The sequence below is a fragment of the Filomicrobium insigne genome (genome assembly GCF_900104305.1).
In the GTDB taxonomy this organism is placed as follows: Bacteria; Pseudomonadota; Alphaproteobacteria; order Rhizobiales; family Hyphomicrobiaceae; genus Filomicrobium; species Filomicrobium insigne.
On sequence record NZ_FNJC01000002.1, the window covers coordinates 238,858 to 261,813 of the forward strand.

General features: G+C 57.9%; 18 protein-coding genes. 9 read left to right on the top strand and 9 right to left on the bottom strand.

Features of this window, described 5'->3' with window-relative positions; genetic code table 11:
* The 6 genes from BLS30_RS07125 to BLS30_RS07150 all read right to left on the bottom strand — a co-directional run bounded on the left by BLS30_RS07125 (nt 1) and on the right by BLS30_RS07150 (nt 8,725).
* Nucleotides 1–1,170: an ATP phosphoribosyltransferase regulatory subunit gene (locus tag BLS30_RS07125; protein ID WP_046475546.1), complete on the bottom strand. Its 1,170-nt coding sequence runs from the start codon at nt 1,168–1,170 to the stop codon at nt 1–3.
* Between the two features lie 46 nt (nt 1,171–1,216).
* Nucleotides 1,217–2,710, bottom strand: a complete 1,494-nt coding sequence (hisS, locus tag BLS30_RS07130; RefSeq protein ID WP_090227719.1) for a histidine--tRNA ligase — start codon at nt 2,708–2,710, stop codon at nt 1,217–1,219.
* 332 nt (nt 2,711–3,042) lie between these two features.
* Complete coding sequence (locus tag BLS30_RS07135; protein WP_090227722.1) at nt 3,043–4,287, bottom strand: metallophosphoesterase; 1,245 nt, start codon at nt 4,285–4,287, stop codon at nt 3,043–3,045.
* A gap of 309 nt (nt 4,288–4,596) precedes the next feature.
* Nucleotides 4,597–5,973 carry a glycolate oxidase subunit GlcF gene (glcF, locus tag BLS30_RS07140; RefSeq protein WP_046475537.1) on the bottom strand — a complete coding sequence of 459 codons (1,377 nt, stop codon included), beginning with the start codon at nt 5,971–5,973 and terminating at the stop codon, nt 4,597–4,599.
* A 37-nt stretch (nt 5,974–6,010) separates the two neighbouring features.
* On the bottom strand, nt 6,011–7,234 hold the full coding sequence (locus BLS30_RS07145; protein WP_090227724.1) for an FAD-binding protein: 1,224 nt from the start codon (nt 7,232–7,234) through the stop codon (nt 6,011–6,013).
* Between the two features lie 42 nt (nt 7,235–7,276).
* The gene (locus tag BLS30_RS07150; protein WP_090228527.1) at nt 7,277–8,725 is read right to left on the bottom strand and encodes an FAD-binding oxidoreductase; all 1,449 of its coding nucleotides are present in this window, start codon (nt 8,723–8,725) and stop codon (nt 7,277–7,279) included.
* A gap of 317 nt (nt 8,726–9,042) precedes the next feature.
* Between BLS30_RS07150 and BLS30_RS07155 the strand changes: the two genes are divergently transcribed.
* From BLS30_RS07155 to BLS30_RS07170, 4 genes are read left to right on the top strand one after another with little or no spacing between them, the layout of a single operon-like run.
* Entirely contained in the window at nt 9,043–9,558 is a 516-nt protein-coding gene (locus BLS30_RS07155; protein WP_076605264.1) for a c-type cytochrome, read from the top strand.
* Complete coding sequence (locus tag BLS30_RS07160; RefSeq protein WP_082100926.1) at nt 9,555–10,364, top strand: (Fe-S)-binding protein; 810 nt, start codon at nt 9,555–9,557, stop codon at nt 10,362–10,364. Before BLS30_RS07155 ends, BLS30_RS07160 begins: the two co-directional genes overlap by 4 nt.
* 60 nt (nt 10,365–10,424) lie before the next feature.
* The gene (locus BLS30_RS07165) at nt 10,425–11,852 is read left to right on the top strand and encodes a LutB/LldF family L-lactate oxidation iron-sulfur protein (RefSeq protein ID WP_046475528.1); all 1,428 of its coding nucleotides are present in this window, start codon (nt 10,425–10,427) and stop codon (nt 11,850–11,852) included.
* Entirely contained in the window at nt 11,849–12,520 is a 672-nt protein-coding gene (locus BLS30_RS07170; protein WP_090227727.1) for a LutC/YkgG family protein, read from the top strand. The genes BLS30_RS07165 and BLS30_RS07170 overlap by 4 nt, the downstream gene beginning before the upstream one ends.
* A gap of 448 nt (nt 12,521–12,968) precedes the next feature.
* Here the strand turns inward: BLS30_RS07170 and BLS30_RS07180 are convergent, their stop codons facing one another.
* Complete coding sequence (locus BLS30_RS07180) at nt 12,969–14,351, bottom strand: glutamate--cysteine ligase (RefSeq protein ID WP_046475517.1); 1,383 nt, start codon at nt 14,349–14,351, stop codon at nt 12,969–12,971.
* A gap of 186 nt (nt 14,352–14,537) precedes the next feature.
* Nucleotides 14,538–15,278, bottom strand: coding sequence for a 16S rRNA (uracil(1498)-N(3))-methyltransferase (locus BLS30_RS07185; RefSeq protein WP_090227729.1), 741 nt, complete (start codon nt 15,276–15,278; stop codon nt 14,538–14,540).
* Between the two features lie 85 nt (nt 15,279–15,363).
* On the opposite strand from BLS30_RS07185, the gene ubiA reads away from it, so the two are divergent.
* The 3 genes from ubiA to BLS30_RS07200 all read left to right on the top strand — a co-directional run bounded on the left by ubiA (nt 15,364) and on the right by BLS30_RS07200 (nt 18,806).
* Nucleotides 15,364–16,338 carry a 4-hydroxybenzoate octaprenyltransferase gene (ubiA, locus tag BLS30_RS07190; protein ID WP_090227733.1) on the top strand — a complete coding sequence of 325 codons (975 nt, stop codon included), beginning with the start codon at nt 15,364–15,366 and terminating at the stop codon, nt 16,336–16,338.
* A gap of 311 nt (nt 16,339–16,649) precedes the next feature.
* A complete protein-coding gene (locus tag BLS30_RS07195; RefSeq protein ID WP_090227734.1) occupies nt 16,650–16,898 on the top strand; it encodes a DUF4170 domain-containing protein in 249 nt (82 codons plus the stop codon).
* A gap of 69 nt (nt 16,899–16,967) precedes the next feature.
* Nucleotides 16,968–18,806 carry an ABC transporter ATP-binding protein gene (locus BLS30_RS07200; RefSeq protein WP_090227737.1) on the top strand — a complete coding sequence of 613 codons (1,839 nt, stop codon included), beginning with the start codon at nt 16,968–16,970 and terminating at the stop codon, nt 18,804–18,806.
* 15 nt (nt 18,807–18,821) lie between these two features.
* Here BLS30_RS07200 and BLS30_RS07205 read toward each other — a convergent pair whose 3' ends face one another.
* Nucleotides 18,822–19,559, bottom strand: coding sequence for a fused DSP-PTPase phosphatase/NAD kinase-like protein (locus BLS30_RS07205; RefSeq protein WP_076605263.1), 738 nt, complete (start codon nt 19,557–19,559; stop codon nt 18,822–18,824).
* A gap of 471 nt (nt 19,560–20,030) precedes the next feature.
* On the opposite strand from BLS30_RS07205, the gene BLS30_RS07210 reads away from it, so the two are divergent.
* Both BLS30_RS07210 and lpxK read left to right on the top strand, forming a co-directional pair.
* Complete coding sequence (locus BLS30_RS07210; RefSeq protein WP_244466783.1) at nt 20,031–21,887, top strand: glycosyltransferase N-terminal domain-containing protein; 1,857 nt, start codon at nt 20,031–20,033, stop codon at nt 21,885–21,887.
* A complete protein-coding gene (gene lpxK, locus BLS30_RS07215) occupies nt 21,877–22,950 on the top strand; it encodes a tetraacyldisaccharide 4'-kinase (RefSeq protein ID WP_090227740.1) in 1,074 nt (357 codons plus the stop codon). The genes BLS30_RS07210 and lpxK overlap by 11 nt, the downstream gene beginning before the upstream one ends.
* The last annotated feature ends 6 nt before the right edge of the window (nt 22,951–22,956 follow it).

Genomic DNA, 22,956 nt, shown 5'->3' on the forward strand with positions numbered 1-22,956 from the left:
CTACCCCCGCACCGCGGCCAACAAGCGTTCTGTATGAACCGCGCCACCAACAGCCGGCACATCGTGCGGCGCCCCACACATACGAATGAGCTTGTCATATCGACCGCCACCGGCAACCGGGCTCGCCTCCCCAAGCATCGGGACTATGACCTCGAAAACGAAACCGGTGTAGTACTCAAGCGTCCGGCCGAACTCGGCAGAAAAATCTGCATGAACGACGTCAACACCCGCTTCGGTCAACAATTGCAGGCGTCGGTGATAAGCATCGAGCGCATCCGAAATATCAACGCCCTCACTGCCCATTAGATCCTTGAGCCGAGCACCCGCAGCACGCGCAGGCGCCGTCACACCGATATAACTGCTGATCAAAGCCGCCGTGCGTGGAGACAAGGGTTCGGCACGCTGATCCGCCACCACCATCAGAAGGTTGTCCGTGACCTCCCCGACGGTCCGTGCTCCAACGATCTCAATATCTTCGGAATCGAGATAATTCGACACAAGCTGGACAGCCTCATCCGGCTTCTCGGGATCGAGCTGAGCCAGAAGCTCATTCGGCACCCCGCCTGGCGTGTCGGCGGGCGATTGCGTCAAGCGCATCAGCTCCGTACGAAAGGCGTCCGGACGCCAGAACTGGTGCATAAGGCGCTGCCGCCACCGCGCCGGCATGTCAGCCGCCTCGAGAAGAGCACGGAATAGCCCAAGATCGCCGATCCGGAGCTTGAAGTCTTTCAGACCCGCCGTGCGCAGGCCCTCGAACACGAGAGCCAAGGTCGCGGCATCCGCTTTCTCGCGATCGGCAATACCGAATGACTCGATACCCGCCTGCCGGAACTCGCGGGGATGTGCAGCACCCGCGCCCACTGGCTGAAACCGAAATGCCGTACCGTTGTAGCAATACTTTGCCGGACGATCGCCATTCCGATGGCGCTCGATGTGCAGCCGACATGTCGGCACCGTAAGATCAGGCCGTAGGCAAAGTTCATCGCCATCGGGATCTAGGAACACATAGCTTCGCCCTCTCAGCGACTCTCCGATCACATCGAGATAGACGTCGGCCGGCTGAATAACCGCAGGTGCGACGGCCTCGTGCCCCGCCTTGATAAACACCCCAAGGAGCGTTCTGGCCTGCTCTTCGAGAGCTTCGAATTCGCGTGCTGTCTCTGCGACCATTGTCGACCGGCTTTATTTTTTCTCGTTACAGGACATCGGATGGCGATCAATCGCTTTGAGGAAAGTGCCGCGCCAGCACCTTGCGCACTTCCTCTTCCAAGGCAACCTCGCTAACGGAGAATTGCGCCGGACGCGCTTCTTTCCATTCTTTATTGTCAGCAATCGATTGCGCCGCGAGCGCACCTTCGATCAGGTCCTTGATTTGGACCTCGCCCTTTTCGCGCTCATCCGATCCCTGGATCACGACGCAAGGACTACCGCGCTTGTCGGCATACTTCATCTGCGCCTTCATGCCCGACGTCCCGAGATACATCTCGGCGCGGATACCAGCGCTTCTAAGACGTTGCGTCAGCGCCTGATAATCCGAGAGGCGGTCACGATCCATAACAAGCACGACGACGGGGCCGGGCACATCGCCTTCAGCTCCGCGGCCCAGCGCGTTGAGCGCCGCTTGTAAGCGAGAGACGCCAAGGGAAAAGCCGGTCGCAGGAACTGTCTTCCCGGTAAAACGCGCAACAAGGTCGTCATAGCGACCACCGCCGCCGACAGACCCGAAGCGGACGGGCTTGCCATCATCACCCGTCACTTCAAACGTGAGCTCCGCCTCAAAAACCGGCCCTGTATAATATTCGAGCCCCCGCACGACAGACGGATCAATCTTCACCCGATCCGAATAGCCCGCCGCAGAGATGAGCTCTGCGATTTGCGCCAGCTCTGCACGCCCCTCCTGACCGATTTCGCTGTTCTTGAGAAGTCCATCGAGTTCGGCGAAGGGATCTTGTCCATCTTTTGCCGGCACAACAAACGCTCTGATCGCTGAGATCGCGTCCTTACTAAGGCCAGCACCCTTCGTGTAGTCGCCCGACTCATCGAGGCGACCTTCGCCCAGAAGCTGTTCGACACCGGCCAATCCCAGACGGTCCAACTTGTCGATCGCCCGCAACACCGTCAGACGGCGTCCGGCATTCTCCTCACCCGCAATTCCCGCAGCTTCCATAATGCCGTCCAGAACCTTGCGGTTATTTACCTTGATGAGGAAATTACCGCGCGGGACGCCCAACGCTTCCAGCGTATCCGCAGCGAGCATGCACATCTCGGCATCTGCCGCGACGCTTTCGGTCCCAACGGTGTCGGCATCAAATTGCGTGAATTGGCGGAACCGGCCCGGACCCGGCTTTTCGTTGCGCCAGACCGGCCCCGTGGCATAACGACGGAACGGCTTCGGCAGGCGGTCGAAATTCTCGGCAACGTAGCGAGCCAGCGGTGCCGTCATGTCATACCGCAGGCTGAGCCACTGCTCGTCTTCATCCTGGAGCGAGAAGACCCCTTCGTTCGGCCGGTCGCTATCCGGCAGGAACTTACCCAGCGCATCCGTATATTCGAACGCAGGCGTCTCTAGCGGCTCGAACCCATAGTTCTCATAAACCTTGCGGATGCTGGCCAGCATCGCATTCTGCGCCCGGATTTCAGCGGCTTCGATGTCACGAAGCCCCTTCGGCAGACGTGCGCCAGGGCGGTTATCTTTAATTTTCTTGGCCATGAGAAGAAATTAGCTCTTCGGTTTCCAATTGGTTGCATCAACTTCCCGCTCCCACCGCGCCAGACATTGCCCGCCCCTCAAGAGAAGACGAACAAAGGCGTGCCGATCATGCCCACTCGCAACTCTGAAGACTTCAGACCTTGGAGACTGGGGATCGGTGCGCAGGCGGAGGGAAACCGACGGTTACAATCGCGGCTTCGCTTATCACGGCTCGCCGCATGGCGCAAAGCCGCAGGCGGCCTAGCGCTCGCCTTAGCTAGCCCAATTCTCGCCTACACGGGGAAAATTAGGCCGAGATTCACCAAACACGTCGCTCAAAGCACGCGCCCCTCTTAGGCTTCAGGTGAATACCCAGGCCGCAGAGGCGGATGCGCGAAGGGACGGATCGGCGTCGCATAAGCCCTGGCGGCGGGGATCGACACGATTTGACGCTCCGGCCACCTGAGAGCCGTCAGCTTACCGCCGAAGACGCACCCCGTGTCCACGCACAACGTGTTGTTGAGCCAGTCGGCTTCTGGAACAGGCGTGTGGCCGTAAACAATGGTCGTCTCGCCGCGATATTCCGCAGCCCAGTGATAGCGAATGGGCAAACCGAATTCATCGGTCTCCCCACTCGTCTCGCCATACAGACAAAACTCGCGAACTGCTCCACTGACACGCCCCATCATCTCTTCTTTGATGCCTGCGTGAGCCACCGTCAGTCTGCCGTTCTCCAACCACAAGTGGCTTACGAGCCCGTCAATAAAGTCGCGGACCTCATCACGAAACTCGTCCTGCTCGACTTCAAGCTGACTGATGGTTTGAGCAATGCCGTGCCCCGGCTTGACGTTGCGTCCGTTGAGCCAGCGCAACAGTTTCACGTCGTGATTGCCTGGGACGGCCAAGGCCTGCCCCTGTGCGACCATATGCATGACGATGCGGAGCACATCCGGCGATGCCGGCCCACGATCGACCAGATCACCCACAAAGATCGCACGCCGCCCCGCAGGCGTGCGTGACACGATGCGACGGTCTCTTCCTCCACCAGTAATTTCGATGGTGTAGCCGAGTTTGCTCATCAAGCCGATAAGCTCATCCACACACCCATGCACATCACCGATGATATCGAACGGACCGTGCTCACCACGATTATCGGTGCGAGTTGGCACGCGCTCAACGCAAGCGTTAGCGATCTCTTCCTGTGAACGTAAGACATGAACGTCCAAGAAGCTTTCCTTGCTGATCTGAGGAAGGCTTCGCTGCAGAAGCTGAACCTGCTTCACCACCTGGTCGTCATCTTCCGGCGCGAGCACGATGGCGACCGTTTGCGCATAGTGGGATTTGGCAATGTGAATCAGCATGGCCCGCTCGTCCCGCTGCAGAGCGTTGCGAGCCTCAACGACCGTCAAACAGCGTCGTTGCAGTCGTGTGTCGAGAAACTGTTCGATGCTTTCAGGAAGTACGCCACCCGGGAGGAGACCGTCCTCAACCGAGACAACCTCCGAAAGCCCGAACTGGCTCCGTACAAACCCCGATGGCCCAGACCCTGGAGCAGCTATCACAACAACAAGACAGAAGTCTGGGATCGTAATCTTCATCACGGCTTCCTCGCGGCGCCGCACGTCCCACAACGAGAACCATCAAAAAAACAAGTAAACCGGTTCGCACGCGGGCTCATCAACGCTCCCAAGGTCTCAAACATAACTACGCGCCCAGCATCGAAAAACAAACGCGCCGAAGTGCAGCGCTTGTCGGAAGCCGGCTGGTGAAAGTTCATACAGAAAAACGCTTGGGCAGATGACAGAGGTAAGACGTGTTCAACGCGACATCGCACAGGCTGATGTAATCAGCCGTAATTTGACGACAGCAGTACGACGAAAATGGCTGAAGCTTCGTTGTAACGCAACCTATTGCGCGTCCGCCTCCAGGTAATCATCGGGTACATAGCGCGGCGGCTCAGGCACATCAGAGACGAATTTGGCAAGTCCTTCAAGCCCACGCGGCACGGGGCCGCCAAACGCCCAATCCAACAATTCGACGGTATGCGCAATGGGGATATCCATACCTTTTTCGAGTTGCGAGATGCAGCCAATATTGCCCGTCGCCACAAGGTCCGGCTTCGCGTTTCGGATGTTCTTGACCTTACGCTCGCGAAGCTGCCCGGCAATCTCCGGCTGCAGAATGTTATAGACGCCCGCCGAGCCACAGCAGATGTGGCCTTCGGCAATGTCAGTCACCGTATAGCCTGCCTTGACCAGCAACTCTTTCGGCTCATCCGTAATACGCTGACCGTGCTGCATCGAACAGGCCGAATGATACGCCACCCGCAAAGATGAATAGCGCTTGGGTGGACCCAGTTCATATCCGGAAAGAAACTCCGTGATATCCCGCGTCATCTCCGAAATGCGTTTGGCCTTTTCGGCGTACTCCGGATCATGGCGCAGCATGTGCCCATAGTCCTTAACAGTCGTGCCACAACCCGACGCATTGATGATGATCGCATCAACCGGGGCCTTTTCCATTTCGTGTAGCCAGGCATCGACGTTGCGCCGTGCCTGTTCCAGAGCCTGCTCTTCCTGACCCATGTGATGGACCAGAGAGCCGCAGCAACCAGCGCCGTTGGCAACAACAACATCAACACCACGTCGTGCCAGCAAGCGGATCGTCGCATCGTTGATATCTGGCCGCAAAACCTGTTGTGCGCAGCCTGCCATCATGATGACCCGCGCGCGCCGCTTGGCATCCGTCGCAGCCGTGCCGGGCCCCTCATAACGCGGAGCCGGCGGAATCGACTGAGGTGCCAGCTCAATCATGGAGGCGAGTTCCTTCAGGCCCAGTTTCCGCATCACGTTGACGAACGGACGTCCCAACGGAACCAATTTCAACGCAAGCCGGAAACGGTCGGGGTAAGGAATGACGCGGGACAGAAGCCAGCGCATTGCCCGATCTTTCGGCGTCCGTGTGCCAGTCTCGTTGATGTGCACGCGTGCCATATCGACGAGATGCATGTAGTCCACACCGCTCGGACACGTCGTCATGCAGGAAAGGCACGACAGACAGCGGTCAATGTGATGCTGGACTTGCGCACCCGCATCCCGGTTCTGCTCAAGCATATCCTTGATAAGATAGATACGACCGCGCGGTGAATCGCGCTCATCTCCCAGAACCACGTAGGTCGAGCACACAGCCGTACAAAACCCGCAATGCACGCAACGCCGCAATATGCGTTCCGCCTCCGCAATTCGCGGGTCGCTCAACTGCTGCGCGCTGAAATTAGTTTGCATTACGTTCGTCCTGCTTCCGGTTTAACCGGCTTATCGATTAGAAGCTCGCGTACATACGCCCGGGATTGAGCACGCGATAGGGATCAAAGGCATCCTTCAACCCACGCATCAGTTTCTCCACCGCCGGAGCTTGCGGCTGAAAGACTTCCACTGAGGCCCGAACCTCCGGCTCGGCACGGATCAGCGTGGCGTGTCCGCCATTCACGGCTACCGCCCGGCGAATATCAGACGCGCCTGCATCGGCACTTGCAGGCACTTCGACCCAGATCAACCCGCCTGACCAGTCATAATAGGCCTCTGCCGGCATATGGCGCTTGATCGCGGCGACAACTTTAGGCCCAGCCGTCGGAGCTGTGGAGATGCGCCACAAGCACGTGTCGCGATTGTAGGGCATCACAGACAGATGACGTAGCTCGCCCCAAAAGCTCAAAGAATCCGTCGTATCTAGAACAGCCGGATCGCCATAAACTTTGAGCGCATCTTTTAGCGCTTCCGAACGGTAACCGATTGAACTGCGGAAATTCTCGATGCGCAGCGCTGTAATCGAGCGGCCCTGACGTCGAAGCCCTTCGTGTTCCAAGCGACGCGCTAACGCTTGCGACAGATGCACTGCGCCCGACACCTCATAAGGCAGCCGCATCGCGGCACACATGACTTCAGTGCCGATATCATCAGGCAAACCGAAATAGACTAATGTTGCCGCCGCCTCAGGCCATGGCAGAACCTTGAACGTAACCGCGGTCAGCACCGCTAACGTGCCCCAACTCCCCGCCAATCCCCTGCAAAGATCGACACCGGTAACGTTCTTCATCACGCGGCCACCCGCGTGGAACAACTCGGCACGGCCATTCACCGCCTCGATACCCAACAGGTTGTCGCGAGCCGCCCCCGCGGTAATCCGACGGCTACCCGAGGAATTGGAAGCGAAGATTGAACCGATGGTCTGCGTGCCGCGCGGTCCTCCGGTCGTAGGGCCAAGATCAATAGGCTCGAATGACAACATCTGTCCGTTAGATGCCAAGGTGGCCTCAACCTGAGCCAACGGCGTACCGGCCTGAGCCGACATCACAAGCTCCGTCGGCTCGTAGAGCCAAATCCCTTGCATCGCAGCGGTCGTGAGCTGAGCCGCAGCCTGGAACGGCCGGCCAATAGCCCGCTTCGAGCCGGATCCGACGATTTCCACCGACATCTGCCGATCGATCATCGGTAAGAGCATGTTCTGCAGTTCCCAGCCGGCGGCGGGTCGCATCAATTTACTCAATGGGGTCTCCTCAAACCGGGCGCCTCTTAAGAGGGTGACCGGTCATGCAACGTCTTTGGCCTGCTGAGTGTCGTTCAACGGAAATACTTTGCCCGGATTCAGCAACCACTTGGGGTCAAACACGGTCTTGACGCGGATCTGCACCGTTAGGTCGGTCGCGCTGAATTGATCGTTCATCAAATCGCGTTTTTCGACGCCGACGCCGTGCTCGCCTGTAAGACATCCACCTACCTCTACGCAGAGCCTGAGAATATCGGCGCCAGCAAGCTCTGCGCGTTCCGAAGAACTTGGGTCATTGGCATCATACAAAATGAGCGGATGCAGATTGCCGTCGCCAGCATGGAAGATGTTGGCGACCTTCAGACCATGTCCCTCGCAAATTTCGCCAATGCGTCGGAGAACATCGGGAAGCCGCGAAAGTGGAATAGTCCCATCCATACAGTAATAATCCGAGATTCGACCAATGGCGCCGAACGCGGACTTGCGTCCCTTCCAAATTTTCGCGCTTTGCTCTGCGCTTTGACTGATCAGGATGCTTGTGGGACCAAAAGGCTCCGCGATTGCTTGAATACGCCCCAGCATTTCCGAAATCTCATCATCCGAACCCTCAACCTCGATGATGAGTAACGCCTCGACATCAAGCGGATAGCCAGCCTTCGCAAAGGCTTCGCAAACCTCAATGGCCGGCTTGTCCATGAATTCCATAGCCACCGGAACGATGCCAGCACCGATAATACCGGCGACACACGCGCCAGCCGCTTCGCTTGAACCAAAGCCCATCAGCATTGGCCGCGCACCTTCCGCGGCTTTCAGAATCCGCACTGTCGCTTCAGTGACGATACCGAACTGCCCCTCAGAACCGATCATAAGGCCCATAAGGTCATAACCTTCGGCATCAAGATGCCCGCCACCCAGCTCTATGACTTCTCCGTCCATGAGCACAACCTTGAGGCCAAGGACATTGTTGGTTGTCACACCGTACTTAAGGCAGTGCGCCCCACCGGAGTTCATGCCCAGGTTGCCTGCGAGCGTGCACGCCAACTGGCTCGACGGGTCCGGGGCATAAAAGAACCCCTCAGCAGAAACAGCACCGGAAATGCCAAGGTTGGTAATACCAGTTTCCACACGTATGAAGCGGTTGTCGTAGTCAATCTCCAGAACCCGGTTCATCCGCGATACACCGACAACAACCGCGTCTTCCACCGGAAGCGCTCCTCCGCACAGGGATGTCCCGGCTCCACGCGCAACAACCTTGATCCCTTCACGATGGCAATATTTGAGAATGCGGGACACTTCCTCGGTCGTCGTGGGGAGTACAACGGCCAGCGGCATGCACCGGTAGGCGGTAAGACCATCCGTTTCGAAGGTCCGCCGGCCTTCCTCATCGGCAATGACCGCCTCCGCACCAGCAAGAGCGGTAAGGTCCTTAATGATCTGCTGCGATCGCCCCAGCACGGAAGCATCCGGCGTAGGCATCTGCAAATGAGTCATGCGTAAGTCTCCGCGATCGGAATTGCGCCGATCGACTTCTGTCCCCTGAAAATCCTTGTGAGAGCGGCCTGCCATCGCGTCGAACGACGCGGCGTATTAATTTTTGCACGCACACACGCAGGCAGCAAGTTTACCACACCCTGAGGATAGCAAGAAATTTACATTGCGCCAGCCGATCAACCCAGTCCCAATTCGTATTAGGGCCTTGCTCCCACCAGCGAATTCCCGGAACAATGGACCCGGAACATAAATGGACATAAGAGGTTGATTGGACGCGCGAGCCGTCCACGCCGGAATAGATGACAGGAACACCCAGCATGCATTTGAAAATGGCCGCCAACGTTCTAATCGGTGTGGCGACCTTTGCCCTCTGCTGTACTCCGGCCCTAGCCATCACGCGATGGATCCCCTTGCCAGTCGCGAAATCCGTAGCAATCGATACCTCTCAGCCAGGGCCGAACATCTCACGCGGAGCAGTTGTCTATAAAAATTGCCGGGCATGTCATGACATTGGCCAGGATGCCGGAACACGCGTTGGCCCCGATTTAACAGGCATCGTAGGCAGACCTGCCGCCGTCCTCGAGGATTATACCTATTCAAAAGCCATGCACGAGGCCGGGAAGGAAGGTTTGATTTGGTCCCGTGATCTTCTCGATCAGTATCTCTCTGCGCCGACCAAGTTCATTCCCGGAAACAAGATGGCCTATATCGGGTTGAATGACGCGGAAGCGCGGCGCAACCTGATCGCCTACCTCGCAACATTCGAGATCATTGGCCGCGCACCTTGGGAGCCGGTCGAAATTACAGCTCCGTTACCCGACCAACGTCCATGAATCAGCAATCCAGTGACCGCGACTTTTCGGGCCCCCCACCCGAGCCGGCAGCGCCATGTGTTGGCCTGTTCGTCACCTGCCTCGTCGATCTATTTCGGCCCAGCGTAGGCTTTGCGGCTGTAAAGCTCTTAGAAGCCACGGGCTGCAAAATAGTTGTCCCACGCGAACAGACATGCTGCGGCCAGCCCGCCTATAATTCAGGCGACCGAAAAACAGCCAGAAGCCTCGCTCTGCAAACGATCGAAGCATTTAAGGACTGTGACTACGTAGTCGCGCCCTCGGGCTCCTGCGCGGGCATGCTGAAATCCCACTATCCGTCCCTTTTGGCTGACGATCCATCGGCACACGACGACGCCCTGCGATTCGCCGCTAAAGTCTACGAATTGATCTCATTTCTGTCCGACGTCCGCGGCATGGTCAGTGTCCCAGGCGCCTACACCGGCACAGTCACCTACCATGACAGCTGTTCAGGGTTGCGCGAACTAGGCATCAAGGATCAACCCCGTCGCCTGCTGAAATCCGTCGAGGGACTGGAACTTGTCGAAATGGCCGAATGCGAAACCTGCTGTGGATTCGGCGGAACATTTTCGGTCAAATTCCCCGATATCTCCAATGCCATGGTTGAACGTAAAACCACCAACATAAGTGCATCGCAAGCACCACTGCTTCTCGCTGGAGACCTCGGTTGCCTCATGAATATCGCGGGTAAACTGAGCCGACAAGGCTCACCCGTCGGATGCCGTCATATCGCCGAAGTGCTTGCCGGAGAACTATCCGATCCCGTAATTGCTGCACCTTCACGCTAATCCGGCTAGCCAATAAGTCTTGTTGCCCGCGGACGGGCTTTAGGACAGCTTTCTTCTGTCATGCAGCCAACCACGCGCACCTTCAAAGCGAACGCCCGCGAAGCCCTTGGCGACGAACAGCTACAGACAGCCCTTGCTGGGCTGCCCACGGGCTTGGTCGCACAGCGCGCCGCGGCACGCGCGCGACTGCCGGAATTCGATGAGCTGAGAGACCTCGGCCGCGATATCCGCAACCACACGCTGGATCATCTCGATCAATACCTGGAAATCTACGAAAAGAATGCCATCGCAGCCGGCGCGCATGTGCATTGGGCCGCGACCGGCCAAGAAGCTTGCGACAAAATTTTAGAAATTTGCCGGGAGGCGAACGCGCAACTCGTCACCAAGGGCAAATCCATGGTGTCCGAGGAAATCGGCCTAAATCACGAGCTTCAGAACGCGGGTCTCGAAGTCGTCGAAACCGACCTAGGAGAGTACATCCTGCAAATCCGCGGGGAAACGCCAAGCCACATCATCGCACCGGCGATCCATCTCACCCAGGGACAGGTCGAAGCTGATTTTCGACGCGAGCACAGCGACCTGCCACCTTCCCGCGACCTTAAGGAACCTGCCGAACTCGTAGACGAGGCCCGCCAGATCCTGCGCCAGAAATTTCTCACCGCCGACGTCGGCATAACGGGCGCGAATTTCCTGATTTCTGAGACCGGCTCTTCAATCATCGTGACCAATGAAGGCAACGGCGATCTCACCCAATCGCTCGCCAAGGTGCACATCGTCCTGGCAACGATCGATAAGGTCGTTCCAACGCTCGAAGACGTATCCGTACTGCTTCGCCTTCTCGCGCGCTCAGCAACAGGCCAGGACATCACGGCCTACACGACCTTTTCCACCGGCCCGCGCCGTCCGAGCGATCCTGACGGCCCCGAAGCCTACCATGTCATCTTGCTAGACAATGGCCGTAGCGAATTGCTGGCATCTCAGTTTCGCGAAATTTTACGCTGCATTCGGTGCGGTGCATGCATGAACCATTGCCCTGTTTATGGCGCAGTCGGAGGGCATGCCTATGGTTGGGTCTACCCTGGTCCCGTCGGTGCGGTGTTAACGCCAGGCCTCATCGGTATCGAACAAGCTGCGAACCTACCCAACGCGTCGACGTTTTGCGGCCGCTGCGAATCCGTCTGCCCGATGCGCATCCCGCTTCCCGGCCTGATGCGGCGTTGGCGCGAGGTCGAATTCGAACAGAATAAGACATCGTTCCAGGCGCGACTAGGCCTCAAGCTGTGGGCTGCCTTCGCAAAACGCCCGTGGGCCTATCGTCTCGCATCTCGCTTCGCGGCCTCGTTTCTCCGCCTGCTCGCAGGAAGCCGCGGGGCGGTACGCAATCTGCCCGGTGCGGGAGGTTGGACAAAAAACCGCGATATGCCAGCCCCCCAGGGCCGGACGTTCCAACAGCTGTGGAACAAGAGCAAGCGGGAGCTCTCCAAATGAGCCGCGATCAGATTCTTGCAAAGGTCCGAGCCGCGATCTCTGACGCAACACCACAGCTTCAGCGCCGAGCAGCCGCCGAAGCCCGTGTCGCCAAGCCGTCGCGTAGCGCACCACCATTGCAACGCGTCTCACGTCCGACACAGGAACTGATTGAAGTCTTCAAATACGAGTTGGGCCGGCAATCAGCGAACGTGATCGAGGCACAAGGTTCGATCCCTCAATCTATCGCGGCCTACCTGCAAGAAGCCGCTCTCCCACCAACACTACGTTGCGGTTCAGATTCGCGGCTCACACGACTGCAATGGCGCGACGCGCCCACGCTGGCGCTTCAACATGGCCCCGCCGCTGCCCAAGACGACATCGGCCTATCCCACGCGTTTTGCGGAATTGCCGAGACGGGCACACTCGCATTGCTGTCCGGGCCGGAGAATCCCGTAACCCTCTGTTTCCTGCCCGATACACATATCGTCGTTGTCCGCCGCTCTGACATCGTAGCAAGCTACGAAGACGCCTACGTTCGGCTCAGACACCTGCTCGGCGAGCGGCGTATGCCGCGAACGCTTAATCTTATTTCAGGGCCTTCCCGCACTGCCGACATCGGCGGAAAAATCGTCATTGGCGCGCACGGTCCGCGGCGCCTGTGTGTCGTAATCGACAACACAAACTAAACGCACTTGAAACTAATCGATTTCGCGGAACGCCACTTACTTCCGCTTGCAGGAACGCAGACACTTGATGAGCTGCGCGTCACACTTCGAACTGTCGAGCGAGGCCTGTCGGGTGCGGCATTTGTTGTGCTCTTCATGACATTTGGCGCAGCCATCGGCAGCAGCCGTCTCAGCAAAGCTAGCAACCGTAACCGCCAACCCGGCTGAAAGGCAAAGCCCCGCGAGCCCCAAGAATATTGCGCGTCGTGTCAAATCGAGCCTCATCAGATCTTGGTTTGAAAGAACACCGCATCGGCCAAGCTGCAGGCCAAAAATGAAATGCGCCACCCATGCGGATGACTCATATCGCAGGTTCGATGAACGTGACCTGAACTTGCAATCAAACACAACCTGGGGATGCAACAACCCACAGCGAACCTTTAGCCTCGCCCGTATCAAAGCGAACGGGCTACATCGCGGTCTCAGCAAAGACCCACGAAATATCGCCAGCCCACGCACCGTGATACTTTTCGAGAAGCTGATCAGCCACCGTACGACGCGAATCGACGATGTCTTCTAAAGGCGCCAGATATTGCCGTTCATCTGCGCCCGATGAATCGCAGAAATTGCGATTGGCGAGCCCCTTAGCGGCCAACTCAACCATCTCACGCGCAAGGTCAGCAACATGTCCGCCACGGAAGGGCGTCTCAAGCGCCAGCCTGGGGACCTCATCACGGAGTTTCTGACGCTCGTCCGCCGTCCAATCTTTAACGCGGTCCCAAGCCGCATCCAGCACATCAGCGTCATAGAGCAGGCCAGACCAAAGCGCTGGCAGCGCATTGATCATCTCCACCCGGCCGCCATCTGCGCCCCGCATTTCCAGGAACCGCTTCAAACGCGCTTCTGGGAAAAGCGTTGTTAAATGATCCGACCAGTCATCCAGCGTCGGAAGAATGCCCTCCAGGCCGACAAGCTTACCAGCGAGAAAATCTGCGAAAGAAGCGCCCGCGACGTCGATGTAATGTCCGTCGCGGTAAACGAAGTACATCGGCACCTTGAGCGCATAATCGACAAAGGCCTCGTATCCCATGCCCTCTTCGAAAGCGAACGGCATCATGCCCGTACGATTGGGATCGGTATGACGCCAGATCTCGCTCCGCATTGATTTGAAGCCGTTTGGCTTGCCTTCCGTGAATGGCGATGAGGCAAACAATGCCGTTGCCACCGGCTGCCAGGCCAACGCAACCCGAAGCTTTTTGACCATGTCCGCTTCGGATCCAAAATCCAGATTGGCCTGGATGGTCGCGGTCCGATACATCATGTCGAGGCCACGCGTTCCGACCTTCGGCATATAGCTAGTCATGATGCCGTAACGCTTTTTTGGCATCCGCGGCATGTCCTCGAAGGTCCATGTCGGCGCAAAACCGAGGCCCAGGAAACCAAGTCCGAGCGGCCCGCCGGCACGGTGGCATTGCTCCAGGTGCTGCTGCGTTTCAGCTGCCGTTTCATGAACGGTACGAAGGGGTGCTCCGGAAAGCTCAAACTGCCCACCGGGTTCGAGACTGACCGTTGCTCCAGGCTCACCAATCGCACGTTTCAATGCGATCATGTTGCCGTCTTCAATAATGGGTTCCCATCCGCAGCACTTCATGAGCCCGGACATCAGCGCGTTGATGCCGGTTTCGCCGTCGTAAGCAACGGGTTGCCGCGTCGCTCCATGAAACACGAACTTTTCGTGTTCGGTTCCTATGCTCCAGGCGTCACGCGGCTTTTCGCCGGCAGCAATCCAGGCGACAAGATCATTGCGTGAGTTAATCGTTTCGCTCGGCGCTGCGTCCTGACGGGTCGACATAAAGGGCCTTCCGCATTTCTATTCTTACGCCCGCTGAGCGCACGAAGGAGACCTCGTACCAGCGCAGGCTTTAAACCATCGCCATAGGAAGTCGGAATCTGCGAGTTATGACGAGGCGCCGCGACGCGCACAAGCCCTACAATCAGTGTTAACGAGATTGCGAACACGGTCTGAGCCGCACGGACTTCAGGCCCAGTCGCCAAGAACGGAATTAACAAGGCTCAACGCAGCAACAGCCGCCGTGTCTGCACGCATGATTCTTGGGCCCAATGAAATCGCAGTTGTATCAGAGCGTCCCAGAAGAAGAGTCCGTTCGGTGGCATCGAATCCGCCCTCCGGGCCCACCAAAACGGCCACAGGTCCCGGTGAGATCTTCTGCAGCGCGGCAAGTGGGCTGGCCGTTTCGGCTGCTTCATCGCAGAAGATGATCCGACGAGATCCATCCCACCCCGCGAGTAAATCTGAAAACTTGACCGGCTCATCAACGGCCGGCAGCGCCAAGATGCCGCACTGCTCTGCCGCTTCGATGACGTTGGATCGCATCCGCTCAAGGTTGACCCGCTCAGCAATCGTGCGCCGTGTAATTACCGGTCTGAGCCGCGCGGCACCGAGTTCAACAGCCTTTTGCACCATATAGTCGAGCCGCGCGCGCTTCAGTGGCGCAAAAACATAGTGGAGATCGGCCCCACTCTCCTGCGGACGGACCTGTTTGTGCACGATCAAGTTGCATCGACGCTTGCTAGCGTCGCTGACAGCCGCACGCCATTCCCCGTCGCGGCCGTTAAAGATGAGAATTTCATCCTCATTCTTGAGCCGCAATACGTTGATGAGGTAGTTCACCTGCTCATTGGTGCAGGTAATGGTCGCGCCAGGAGCGAGCGCCGCATCGACAAAGAGACGCTCTGCATTGAAATCATGTACTGCCATGTGCGGGTGATACCCGAGACCGCGCCGAATTGACAATTGCTATAGTCGGCGCACACCACTTGCCTTGCCCTGAAAGCCACACGTCATGCCCAACAACGCAACGTCCGGAAAAATTCCTCCCTTAGACCCGACGGTCGCGGATGCGGTTCCGGGCAATTGGGTCGACCGCTACGCGCCATCCGCGTGGAGGCCCTACCTGCGGCTCGCGCGTGCCGACCGCCCGATCGGGACGTGGCTTCTGCTGTTTCCCTGCTGGTGGTCGCTGGCGCTCGCTGAACTGAGCGAAGGCGCCAGCTATCCAAATCCTTGGCACCTTGCGCTCTTCGCTATTGGAGCCTGGGTCATGCGCGGCGCTGGCTGCGCCTATAATGACTACGTCGATCGTGATTTCGATGCCCAGGTCGCCCGCACACGATCACGCCCAATCCCATCCGGGCAGGTCTCCCCGAGCCATGCCTTGGTTTTCGTCGTGGCCTTATCGCTCGTCGGCCTGCTCGTTTTGCTCCAATTCAATGCGTTGACGGTAGCCACCGGCATCGCTTCGCTTGCACTCGTCGCGCTCTATCCGTTCACAAAGCGTTACACCTACTGGCCTCAATTCGTGCTCGGACTAACCTTTAATTGGGGTGCACTCGTCGGCTGGACGGCAGCGATAGGTTCGTTCGCTTGGCCCCCATTGCTCCTGTACGTGGGATCAGTGGCATGGACCATTGCCTATGACACGATTTACGCACACCAAGACAAGGAGGACGATCTGATGCTCGGCCTCAAGTCTACCGCTATCCGCTTCGGAGAGCACACGCGCAACTGGCTGGCCGCCTTGTTCGCATTGACCGTCATTCTATGGACGGCAGCCGCTCTCGCTTCTGGGGGTGGTACGACTTCGCTGATCGCAATGGCAATCATAGCGGCACATTTCATTTGGCAAGTTCGAACGCTGGATATTTCTGACAGCGACAATTGCCTTGAACGGTTCAGGGCAAATCGCGTTGTCGGCGTAATATTTTTCGCCGGCATCCTGGCTGAGTTCGTCCTCGCGGCGCTTGGGTTAGACCTATAATTCAAGGCCCCAAAAGCAATGCGGCACGGGGAAAGCGTTCTCCCGTGCCGCACCTACGCCGTCCTGTTGACGAACATCACCGTCTTCCGCGGTGGATGTTCACACCATACACCGGATCACTTCAGACCGAGTTAAAGAAACGTTCTAAAATTCGCTGCTCTCCGCTCCGTTATGAACCGATTTGCGGCAAACACATTCACAGCCCATCCCCGCGGGGCTTGCTCAAGTCCCGCAGCTCAGGCAGGAAGAAATCTTAAAGAAGCTCACTGGCTTCGTGGCCCATCTAACCAAGCGCAAAGGATCTCTCGACAATGAACGCCGACAAATCCGTTACGCCGAAGCAACTTTTACACCTCGTCTTCGGGGGAGAAGTGAGCACACTCGATAAGCCTGAGTTTAAAGACCTGAAAAACCTCGATATCGTCGGAATTTACCCGAACTACGCCGAGGCCCACACGGCGTGGAAGGCCGCCGCCCAACGCACAGTCGACAATGCCGAAATGCGTTATTTCGTTGTTCACCTACATCGCCTCCTCGAACCCGATACAAGCTCTGCATAATAGTTCCGAACATCGTCAGACCGACGCCGCTACTGCGAACGCAGTCGTTCGCACTCGAAAGGAGATCGTGTGAGCAAGGCCAGCACCGGCACGCCTCCGAAGGGAGCGAAGGCGCGCAAACGGGTCGCTTTCGACGCGAACTCGCGTCTTCTGATCTCACGCTTTCTCAACGATTGGGTCTGGCCCCGCTGGCGCAGCCTTCTCTATGCCCTTGTATTGACCGCCTGCCTCGCTGCGATCACCGGAGGCTATCCGATGATCATCAAGCTATCGTTCGATACCTTGATGAAGGAGCAAACCGGAACGCTGCTACCCATCCTTCTGGGCATTATCGCAATTACCGTCGCACGCAGCATTTTCATGTATCTGCAGACGGTATCGACCCAACGCATTGTCCATCGCATGGGCACCGACATTCAAAAGGCGGCGTTCACCCACCTTATTGAAGCTGATTTTGCTCGTCTTTCACGAGAATCCCCAGGCCACCTGCTCTCGCGACTGACTAACGATATCAACATGATACAACAAGCCGTGCAGGCAACGGTGAACACGGCGGTGCGCGACGTTTTGATGGTCGTCGCGCTCGTTATCTCGATGTTCTATCTCGACTGGCTGATGTCATTGTTTGTCTTGGGCGTTTATCCGATTGCAGCGCTGCCGATCGCCATTATTTCCGAACGTCTTCGCAAGGTCGCAAAGCGCACGCAAAGCCAACTCGGTGATCTGACATCCTTGTTGTCCGAGAAACTTTCGGGATCGCGACTGATCAAAACCTTCAGGCTTGAGAACTATGCATCCGAAAAAGTGCACTCTAGCTTTGAAGAGGTCTTCAAACTTCGCATGAAGGCGTTGCGCAATCGCGCCCGTCTTGACCCAATGCTAGAAGCGCTTGGGGGCTTGGCCGTCGCTGGGGTCATCGCCTTCGCCTATTGGCGTATCTCCAGCGGAATTTCGACAGTCGGCGACTTTATGGGCTTCATCACGGCGTTGCTGATGGCCGCCCAGCCCATCCGTTCGCTCGGTAATTTGTCGGGGAAGATCCAGGAAGGGTTGGCGGGTGCCGAAAGCCTTTATGGACTGCTCGAAGAGAAGCCTAAGATCATTGATCTCCCGGACGCCGCAACGCTCAAGGTAACTGGCGGAAATATCCGCTTCGACAACGTTGCTTTCGCCTACGACAGCGCCCCTGACGCGCCCGCCCTCCGCGGCATCAATGTCGATATCCCAGCAGGAGCGACCGTCGCTTTTGTCGGCCGGTCGGGTGCGGGGAAATCCACACTTATCAACCTAGTCCCCCGCCTCTTCGATCTCACCGGGGGGACCATATCTATCGACGGCCAAGATATTCAGCAGGTGCGGCTCGCGTCCTTGCGCGACAACATCGCCATCGTAAGCCAGGACGTCACCCTCTTCGACGACACCATTCGCGCCAATATCGCGCTAGGTCGTCTCGATGCGAGCGACAGTGACATTGTCGCTGCCGCCAAGGCCGCTGCCGCCCATGACTTCATCATCGCTCAGCCCAGTGGCTACGACACACAGATCGGTTCAAGCGGACAACGTCTTTCGGGCGGACAGCGTCAGCGTCTCGCTCTGGCCCGCGCCATCCTTAAAAATGCTCCGATCCTTTTGCTCGATGAAGCCACAAGTGCACTCGACACAGAGTCAGAACGTCTGGTCCAGGAGGCCTTGACCCACTTCACCTCAAACCGCACGACATTGGTGATCGCGCATCGGCTCTCGACCGTTCAGAATGCCGACCTGATTTGCGTTATGGACGAAGGCCAAATCATCGAACTGGGCAACCACACAGACCTGATGGCGCAAGACGGCACCTACGCAATGCTCGCAAAAACCCAGTTGGTGGCCGACCCGGTCTTGGTCGACGATCCAGCGGCAGCTGGCTAGGAAACCAATACCCGCTTATTCACGCTGGAGCACGCGGTCAACGAGCCGGTTGGCCCAGCGATTAGACTGGTATGATTCCTTAAGCTTTTCGCTGTCGTAAACGGTCTCGACCCACTCGAAGAAGGGCATCGGACGCTCAGCGGTATCCGCAAGATACCGCTCGAAAAACATATCGAGAATACCCGTATCTGCTTGGCGGATATGTCCATATTTGAGCGACAACTGCTTCAGCGCCTCATCGATCGGCTGATGCCCGCGAACATGCTTGTAGAGGACGCTCATGAGGCCCGCACGGTCCGCGCCTGATTTGCAATGCATGACCATCGGATATTCGATTGTTTCGAACATCTCCCGGGCAGCGAGAATATCCTCACGGGAGGGTGCGGCCCGCGAACGAATCGTAAAGTTCACGAGATTGAGCCCAAGCTCTTCACATTGCTTGCGTTCATGCCAAAAGCTGCCGCAAACACGCTCCCCGCGCAAGTTCACGACGGTTTTGATGCCCATCCGCTTGAAACGCCGGAAATCGTGCGGAGCAGGCTGCGCACTGCGCCATGCCTCGGGAGACAAGCGATGCATGTTCAAATAGATCAGGCGAAAAATGCCGTGATCGATGAATAACATATCGAGATAGGACGCGTGCGCGCCAAACCGGCGGCGCAACCATTCGGGAGAATGATCGATAAGTCCGTGGCGCCAAGCCATCGTGACGCGCTTGACCGCGCGTTTCGCACGTTTGGCCAACCCTGCCATGTTGCCTTCCGAAAGAACCCGATTGTCAGCCACCGCGTCCGGTATTAGAGCAGATCACCTGTAGAAAGTCACAGGTGCACGCCCACCACCGGCACGCCGCCCCAATCCTAAGACTGGACCTAACCCCGCTTGCACCGAACACGTGTAATACTGAGCCGCATCATATAAAGGCTTTGCGACGCAACATCGATTGCTAACCAGCCGGTATTATGCGCTATAGGATGCGACTGCAAGGGTCTTCGCTCCGCCAACCTCGACGAGTTTGTCAACTCCGCTCAAGCTAAGACAAGCAGGTTAATGGCACTTTCGCCGAAATTGAAAACAACCCTGGGACGTGCGGGCGGCAGAATAATCGCCCGAACCATAAGGCTTGTTGAGCAAACTTCGACATTTGTGGGCGAGCCTCCCGACCTCCAAGAACGCATGCGTGCCCTCCATCCAGCAATTATGGCTTGTTGGCACGGGCAATTCATGATGCTGGCCAGCCCGGCCCCCAAAGAGCTGCGTTTTGCCGCAATGGTCGCGCGCCACGGTGACGCAGAATTGGTTGGCGAAGCTATGAGCCGCCTCGGGCATCAGCTGATCCGCGGCGCCGGCGCGGGGGACCGCCGCAAAGACCGCGGCGGAGCCCATGCCCTGAGAGCCTCCCTCAAGGCCCTCGCAGACAATACCAACATCGTAATGACGGCCGACGTTCCACCGGGCCCCGCGCGCCGCTGCGGTCAGGGGATTATCACGCTCGCACGCCTTTCCGGTCGCCCGATCCTCCCCATTGCGGCCGCCACATCCCGCTACCATGCCCTCGACACATGGAGCCGAATGACTATCAATCTGCCGTACTCCACATTTGGCTACGTATTGGGCGACCCAATTTACGTTCCGGACGATGCCAGCCCTGAGCAAATGGAACAGCTACGGCAACGGCTGGAGACGGCTCTCAATAACGCAACAGCACGCGCCTACGAATTGGCCGGAGCTGATCCTGCACGCGCCACCCCCCCCGGCGCAGCGGATCCTTCAACACCTCCGGTCCCTGCCGGTTTTCGACTCAAGTCGTATCGGGTCGCGACACGCATAATCCAGCCGGTAGCACCGCTCATTCTTCGGTTCCGGGAAAACAAGGGCAAAGAAGACCCAACACGCCGCAACGAGCGCTTCGGACAATCGAACCTAGCGCGGCCGGAAGGTCCTTTAGTGTGGATCCACGCGGCAAGTGTTGGCGAAACCAATGCGATCCTGCCTGTCGTCGATACCCTCACAGCGTTACGCCCTGACGTACGCTGTCTACTGACCACAGGCACCCTGACGTCGGCACGGTTGGCGGCGCAAAGGTTGGGACCAAACGCGTTCCATCAATTCCTCCCGCTCGACTCACCAGAATATGCGCGCCGTTTCCTAGAGCGATGGCAACCGGACGTCGCTGTACTCACGGAATCAGAAATTTGGCCGAATTTGATTTTGGAGGCACACGCCCGGGAAATTCCTCTCGTCCTCGTCAATGCGCGTATGTCCAATCGCAGCTTCAAGCGCTGGCGACGCAATACCAGTATGGCAGCAGCGCTCTTCACGCGATTCGATCTCGTCCTCACTCAGAACGACAAATTCGCGCGCTGGTATTCGGAGCTCGGCGCACGCCGCGTCCGCTCGATCGGCAATCTGAAAATCGATGCACCGCCACCACCAATAGATCAGGCCGCGTTCGACGCCCTTGCCGCAGCCGTCAACAGCCGCCGCGGCTATGTCGCAACCAGCACCCACGAAGGCGAAGAAGAAATCATCGGCGAAGCACATCGCCGATTGGCCAATGAATTCGAGGGCTTCCTGACATTGCTGGCCCCACGCCATCCTGAACGTGGAACAGCGATAGCCGAAGCGCTGAAAATGAACGGCCTGAACGTCACCCAACGCTCCGAGAATAAGCTGCCGGACACGCGAACAGATGTTTATATCGCCGATACGATCGGCGAACTGGGCACGCTTTATGCTCTCGCACCGATCGCCTTCATCGGCGGTTCGCTTGTAGACAAAGGTGGGCAAAATCCGATTGAAGCCGTCCGTCATCACGCAGCAGTTCTCACCGGCCCGAGCTGGCACAATTTCCGCGACGCCTATGACGCGCTAAAGCGCCACGACGCGATGCGCGAAGTGCGTTCCTCCGAAGAACTCGCTGCGGCCGTAGCCGAACTCATGCACGACGATGCCAAGTTGAATACCATGCGCGCGAACGCCGATCTGGCCATCGGAACGTTATCAGGCGCCCTAGACCAGACCATCGCGGCATTACTCCACTACCTCCCCGACCAGGAAGGAATGAAGCGTGCCTCTTGAGGAACCTTCATGGTGGTATGGCAATCAAACGAGCGACTGGCGGGCAAACGCGCTCGAACCAGTTGCAGGGATTTACGGCTGGGCCGCCGAACGGCGCTTCAAAAAAACGCAACCCTTCCGCTCCGAGCTCCCTGTTATCTGCGTCGGAAATTTCACGGCTGGCGGCACAGGCAAAACGCCCATGTCGCTCTTGCTGGCTGAACTCCTGACACAACTTGGCGAACGCCCAGCGTTCTTATCACGCGGTTACGCTGGCCGCATTGCGGGCCCGGAATGGGTGGACCCTCACCGGCATTCCGCCATCGACGTAGGCGATGAACCCCTGCTGCTGGCCAGCTCAGCTCCAACCATGATCTGCCGGGATCGGCCTGCCGGAGCACGCGCCATCCTCACACGTGAGCCGCGTCCCACGGTCATCATCATGGACGATGGTCTGCAGAACCCATCGTTGGAAAAAGACCTGCGCCTTGCGATCGTGGATGGCGCGCGCGGCATCGGCAACGGTCGGGTTATTCCGGCCGGGCCTCTACGCGCACCTCTCCAATTCCAATACGCAATGACCGACGCTGTGATCGTGAACGGATCACAGCCGCCCCACGACGACGATCGGCAGTCAAATACCGGAACCGGAGTTCTTGACCGCTTGCGCCACCGCTTCCTAGGCCCCGTGCTCGTTGCCGAACCCGAACCTGCGGGAGATATTTCCTGGCTAGCCGACACCCCCGTCATCGCGTTCGCGGGCATCGCAAACCCGCACCGTTTTTTCTCGCTCCTAGAAAGATTGGGCGCAACCGTACTCGCCAAGTTGGCGTATCGCGACCATCACACTTTCACTGACAGCGAAGCGGAAAAATTGCTCGCGCAAGCTAAGGCAAGCGGCGCTCAGTTGGTGACAACCGAAAAAGATCTGGTCCGGATGACCCCAGAAGGGAACTCGGCAATAGCCCGCCTACGGCAGTCAGCGCGTCCACTACCCATCCGACTACAGTTTAAGGAAAACGATCTGTCTCGCATGAGGGCGCTGCTCGAAGCCGTCATCGCAGACAGTAAACTGCCCGCATAAAGCAAT

What these genes read in the sequence shown, in the direction of transcription:
- BLS30_RS07125 (WP_046475546.1), bottom strand. Translation starts at nt 1,170, where the DNA reads ATGGTCGCAGAGACAGCACGCGAATTCGAAGCTCTCGAAGAGCAGGCC.
- hisS (WP_090227719.1), bottom strand. Translation starts at nt 2,710, where the DNA reads ATGGCCAAGAAAATTAAAGATAACCGCCCTGGCGCACGTCTGCCGAAG.
- BLS30_RS07135 (WP_090227722.1), bottom strand. Translation starts at nt 4,287, where the DNA reads ATGAAGATTACGATCCCAGACTTCTGTCTTGTTGTTGTGATAGCTGCT.
- glcF (WP_046475537.1), bottom strand. Translation starts at nt 5,973, where the DNA reads ATGCAAACTAATTTCAGCGCGCAGCAGTTGAGCGACCCGCGAATTGCG.
- BLS30_RS07150 (WP_090228527.1), bottom strand. Translation starts at nt 8,725, where the DNA reads ATGACTCATTTGCAGATGCCTACGCCGGATGCTTCCGTGCTGGGGCGA.
- BLS30_RS07155 (WP_076605264.1), top strand. Translation starts at nt 9,043, where the DNA reads ATGCATTTGAAAATGGCCGCCAACGTTCTAATCGGTGTGGCGACCTTT.
- BLS30_RS07160 (WP_082100926.1), top strand. Translation starts at nt 9,555, where the DNA reads ATGAATCAGCAATCCAGTGACCGCGACTTTTCGGGCCCCCCACCCGAG.
- BLS30_RS07165 (WP_046475528.1), top strand. Translation starts at nt 10,425, where the DNA reads ATGCAGCCAACCACGCGCACCTTCAAAGCGAACGCCCGCGAAGCCCTT.
- BLS30_RS07170 (WP_090227727.1), top strand. Translation starts at nt 11,849, where the DNA reads ATGAGCCGCGATCAGATTCTTGCAAAGGTCCGAGCCGCGATCTCTGAC.
- BLS30_RS07180 (WP_046475517.1), bottom strand. Translation starts at nt 14,351, where the DNA reads ATGTCGACCCGTCAGGACGCAGCGCCGAGCGAAACGATTAACTCACGC.
- BLS30_RS07185 (WP_090227729.1), bottom strand. Translation starts at nt 15,278, where the DNA reads ATGGCAGTACATGATTTCAATGCAGAGCGTCTCTTTGTCGATGCGGCG.
- ubiA (WP_090227733.1), top strand. Translation starts at nt 15,364, where the DNA reads ATGCCCAACAACGCAACGTCCGGAAAAATTCCTCCCTTAGACCCGACG.
- BLS30_RS07195 (WP_090227734.1), top strand. Translation starts at nt 16,650, where the DNA reads ATGAACGCCGACAAATCCGTTACGCCGAAGCAACTTTTACACCTCGTC.
- BLS30_RS07205 (WP_076605263.1), bottom strand. Translation starts at nt 19,559, where the DNA reads ATGGCAGGGTTGGCCAAACGTGCGAAACGCGCGGTCAAGCGCGTCACG.
- BLS30_RS07210 (WP_244466783.1), top strand. Translation starts at nt 20,031, where the DNA reads ATGATGCTGGCCAGCCCGGCCCCCAAAGAGCTGCGTTTTGCCGCAATG.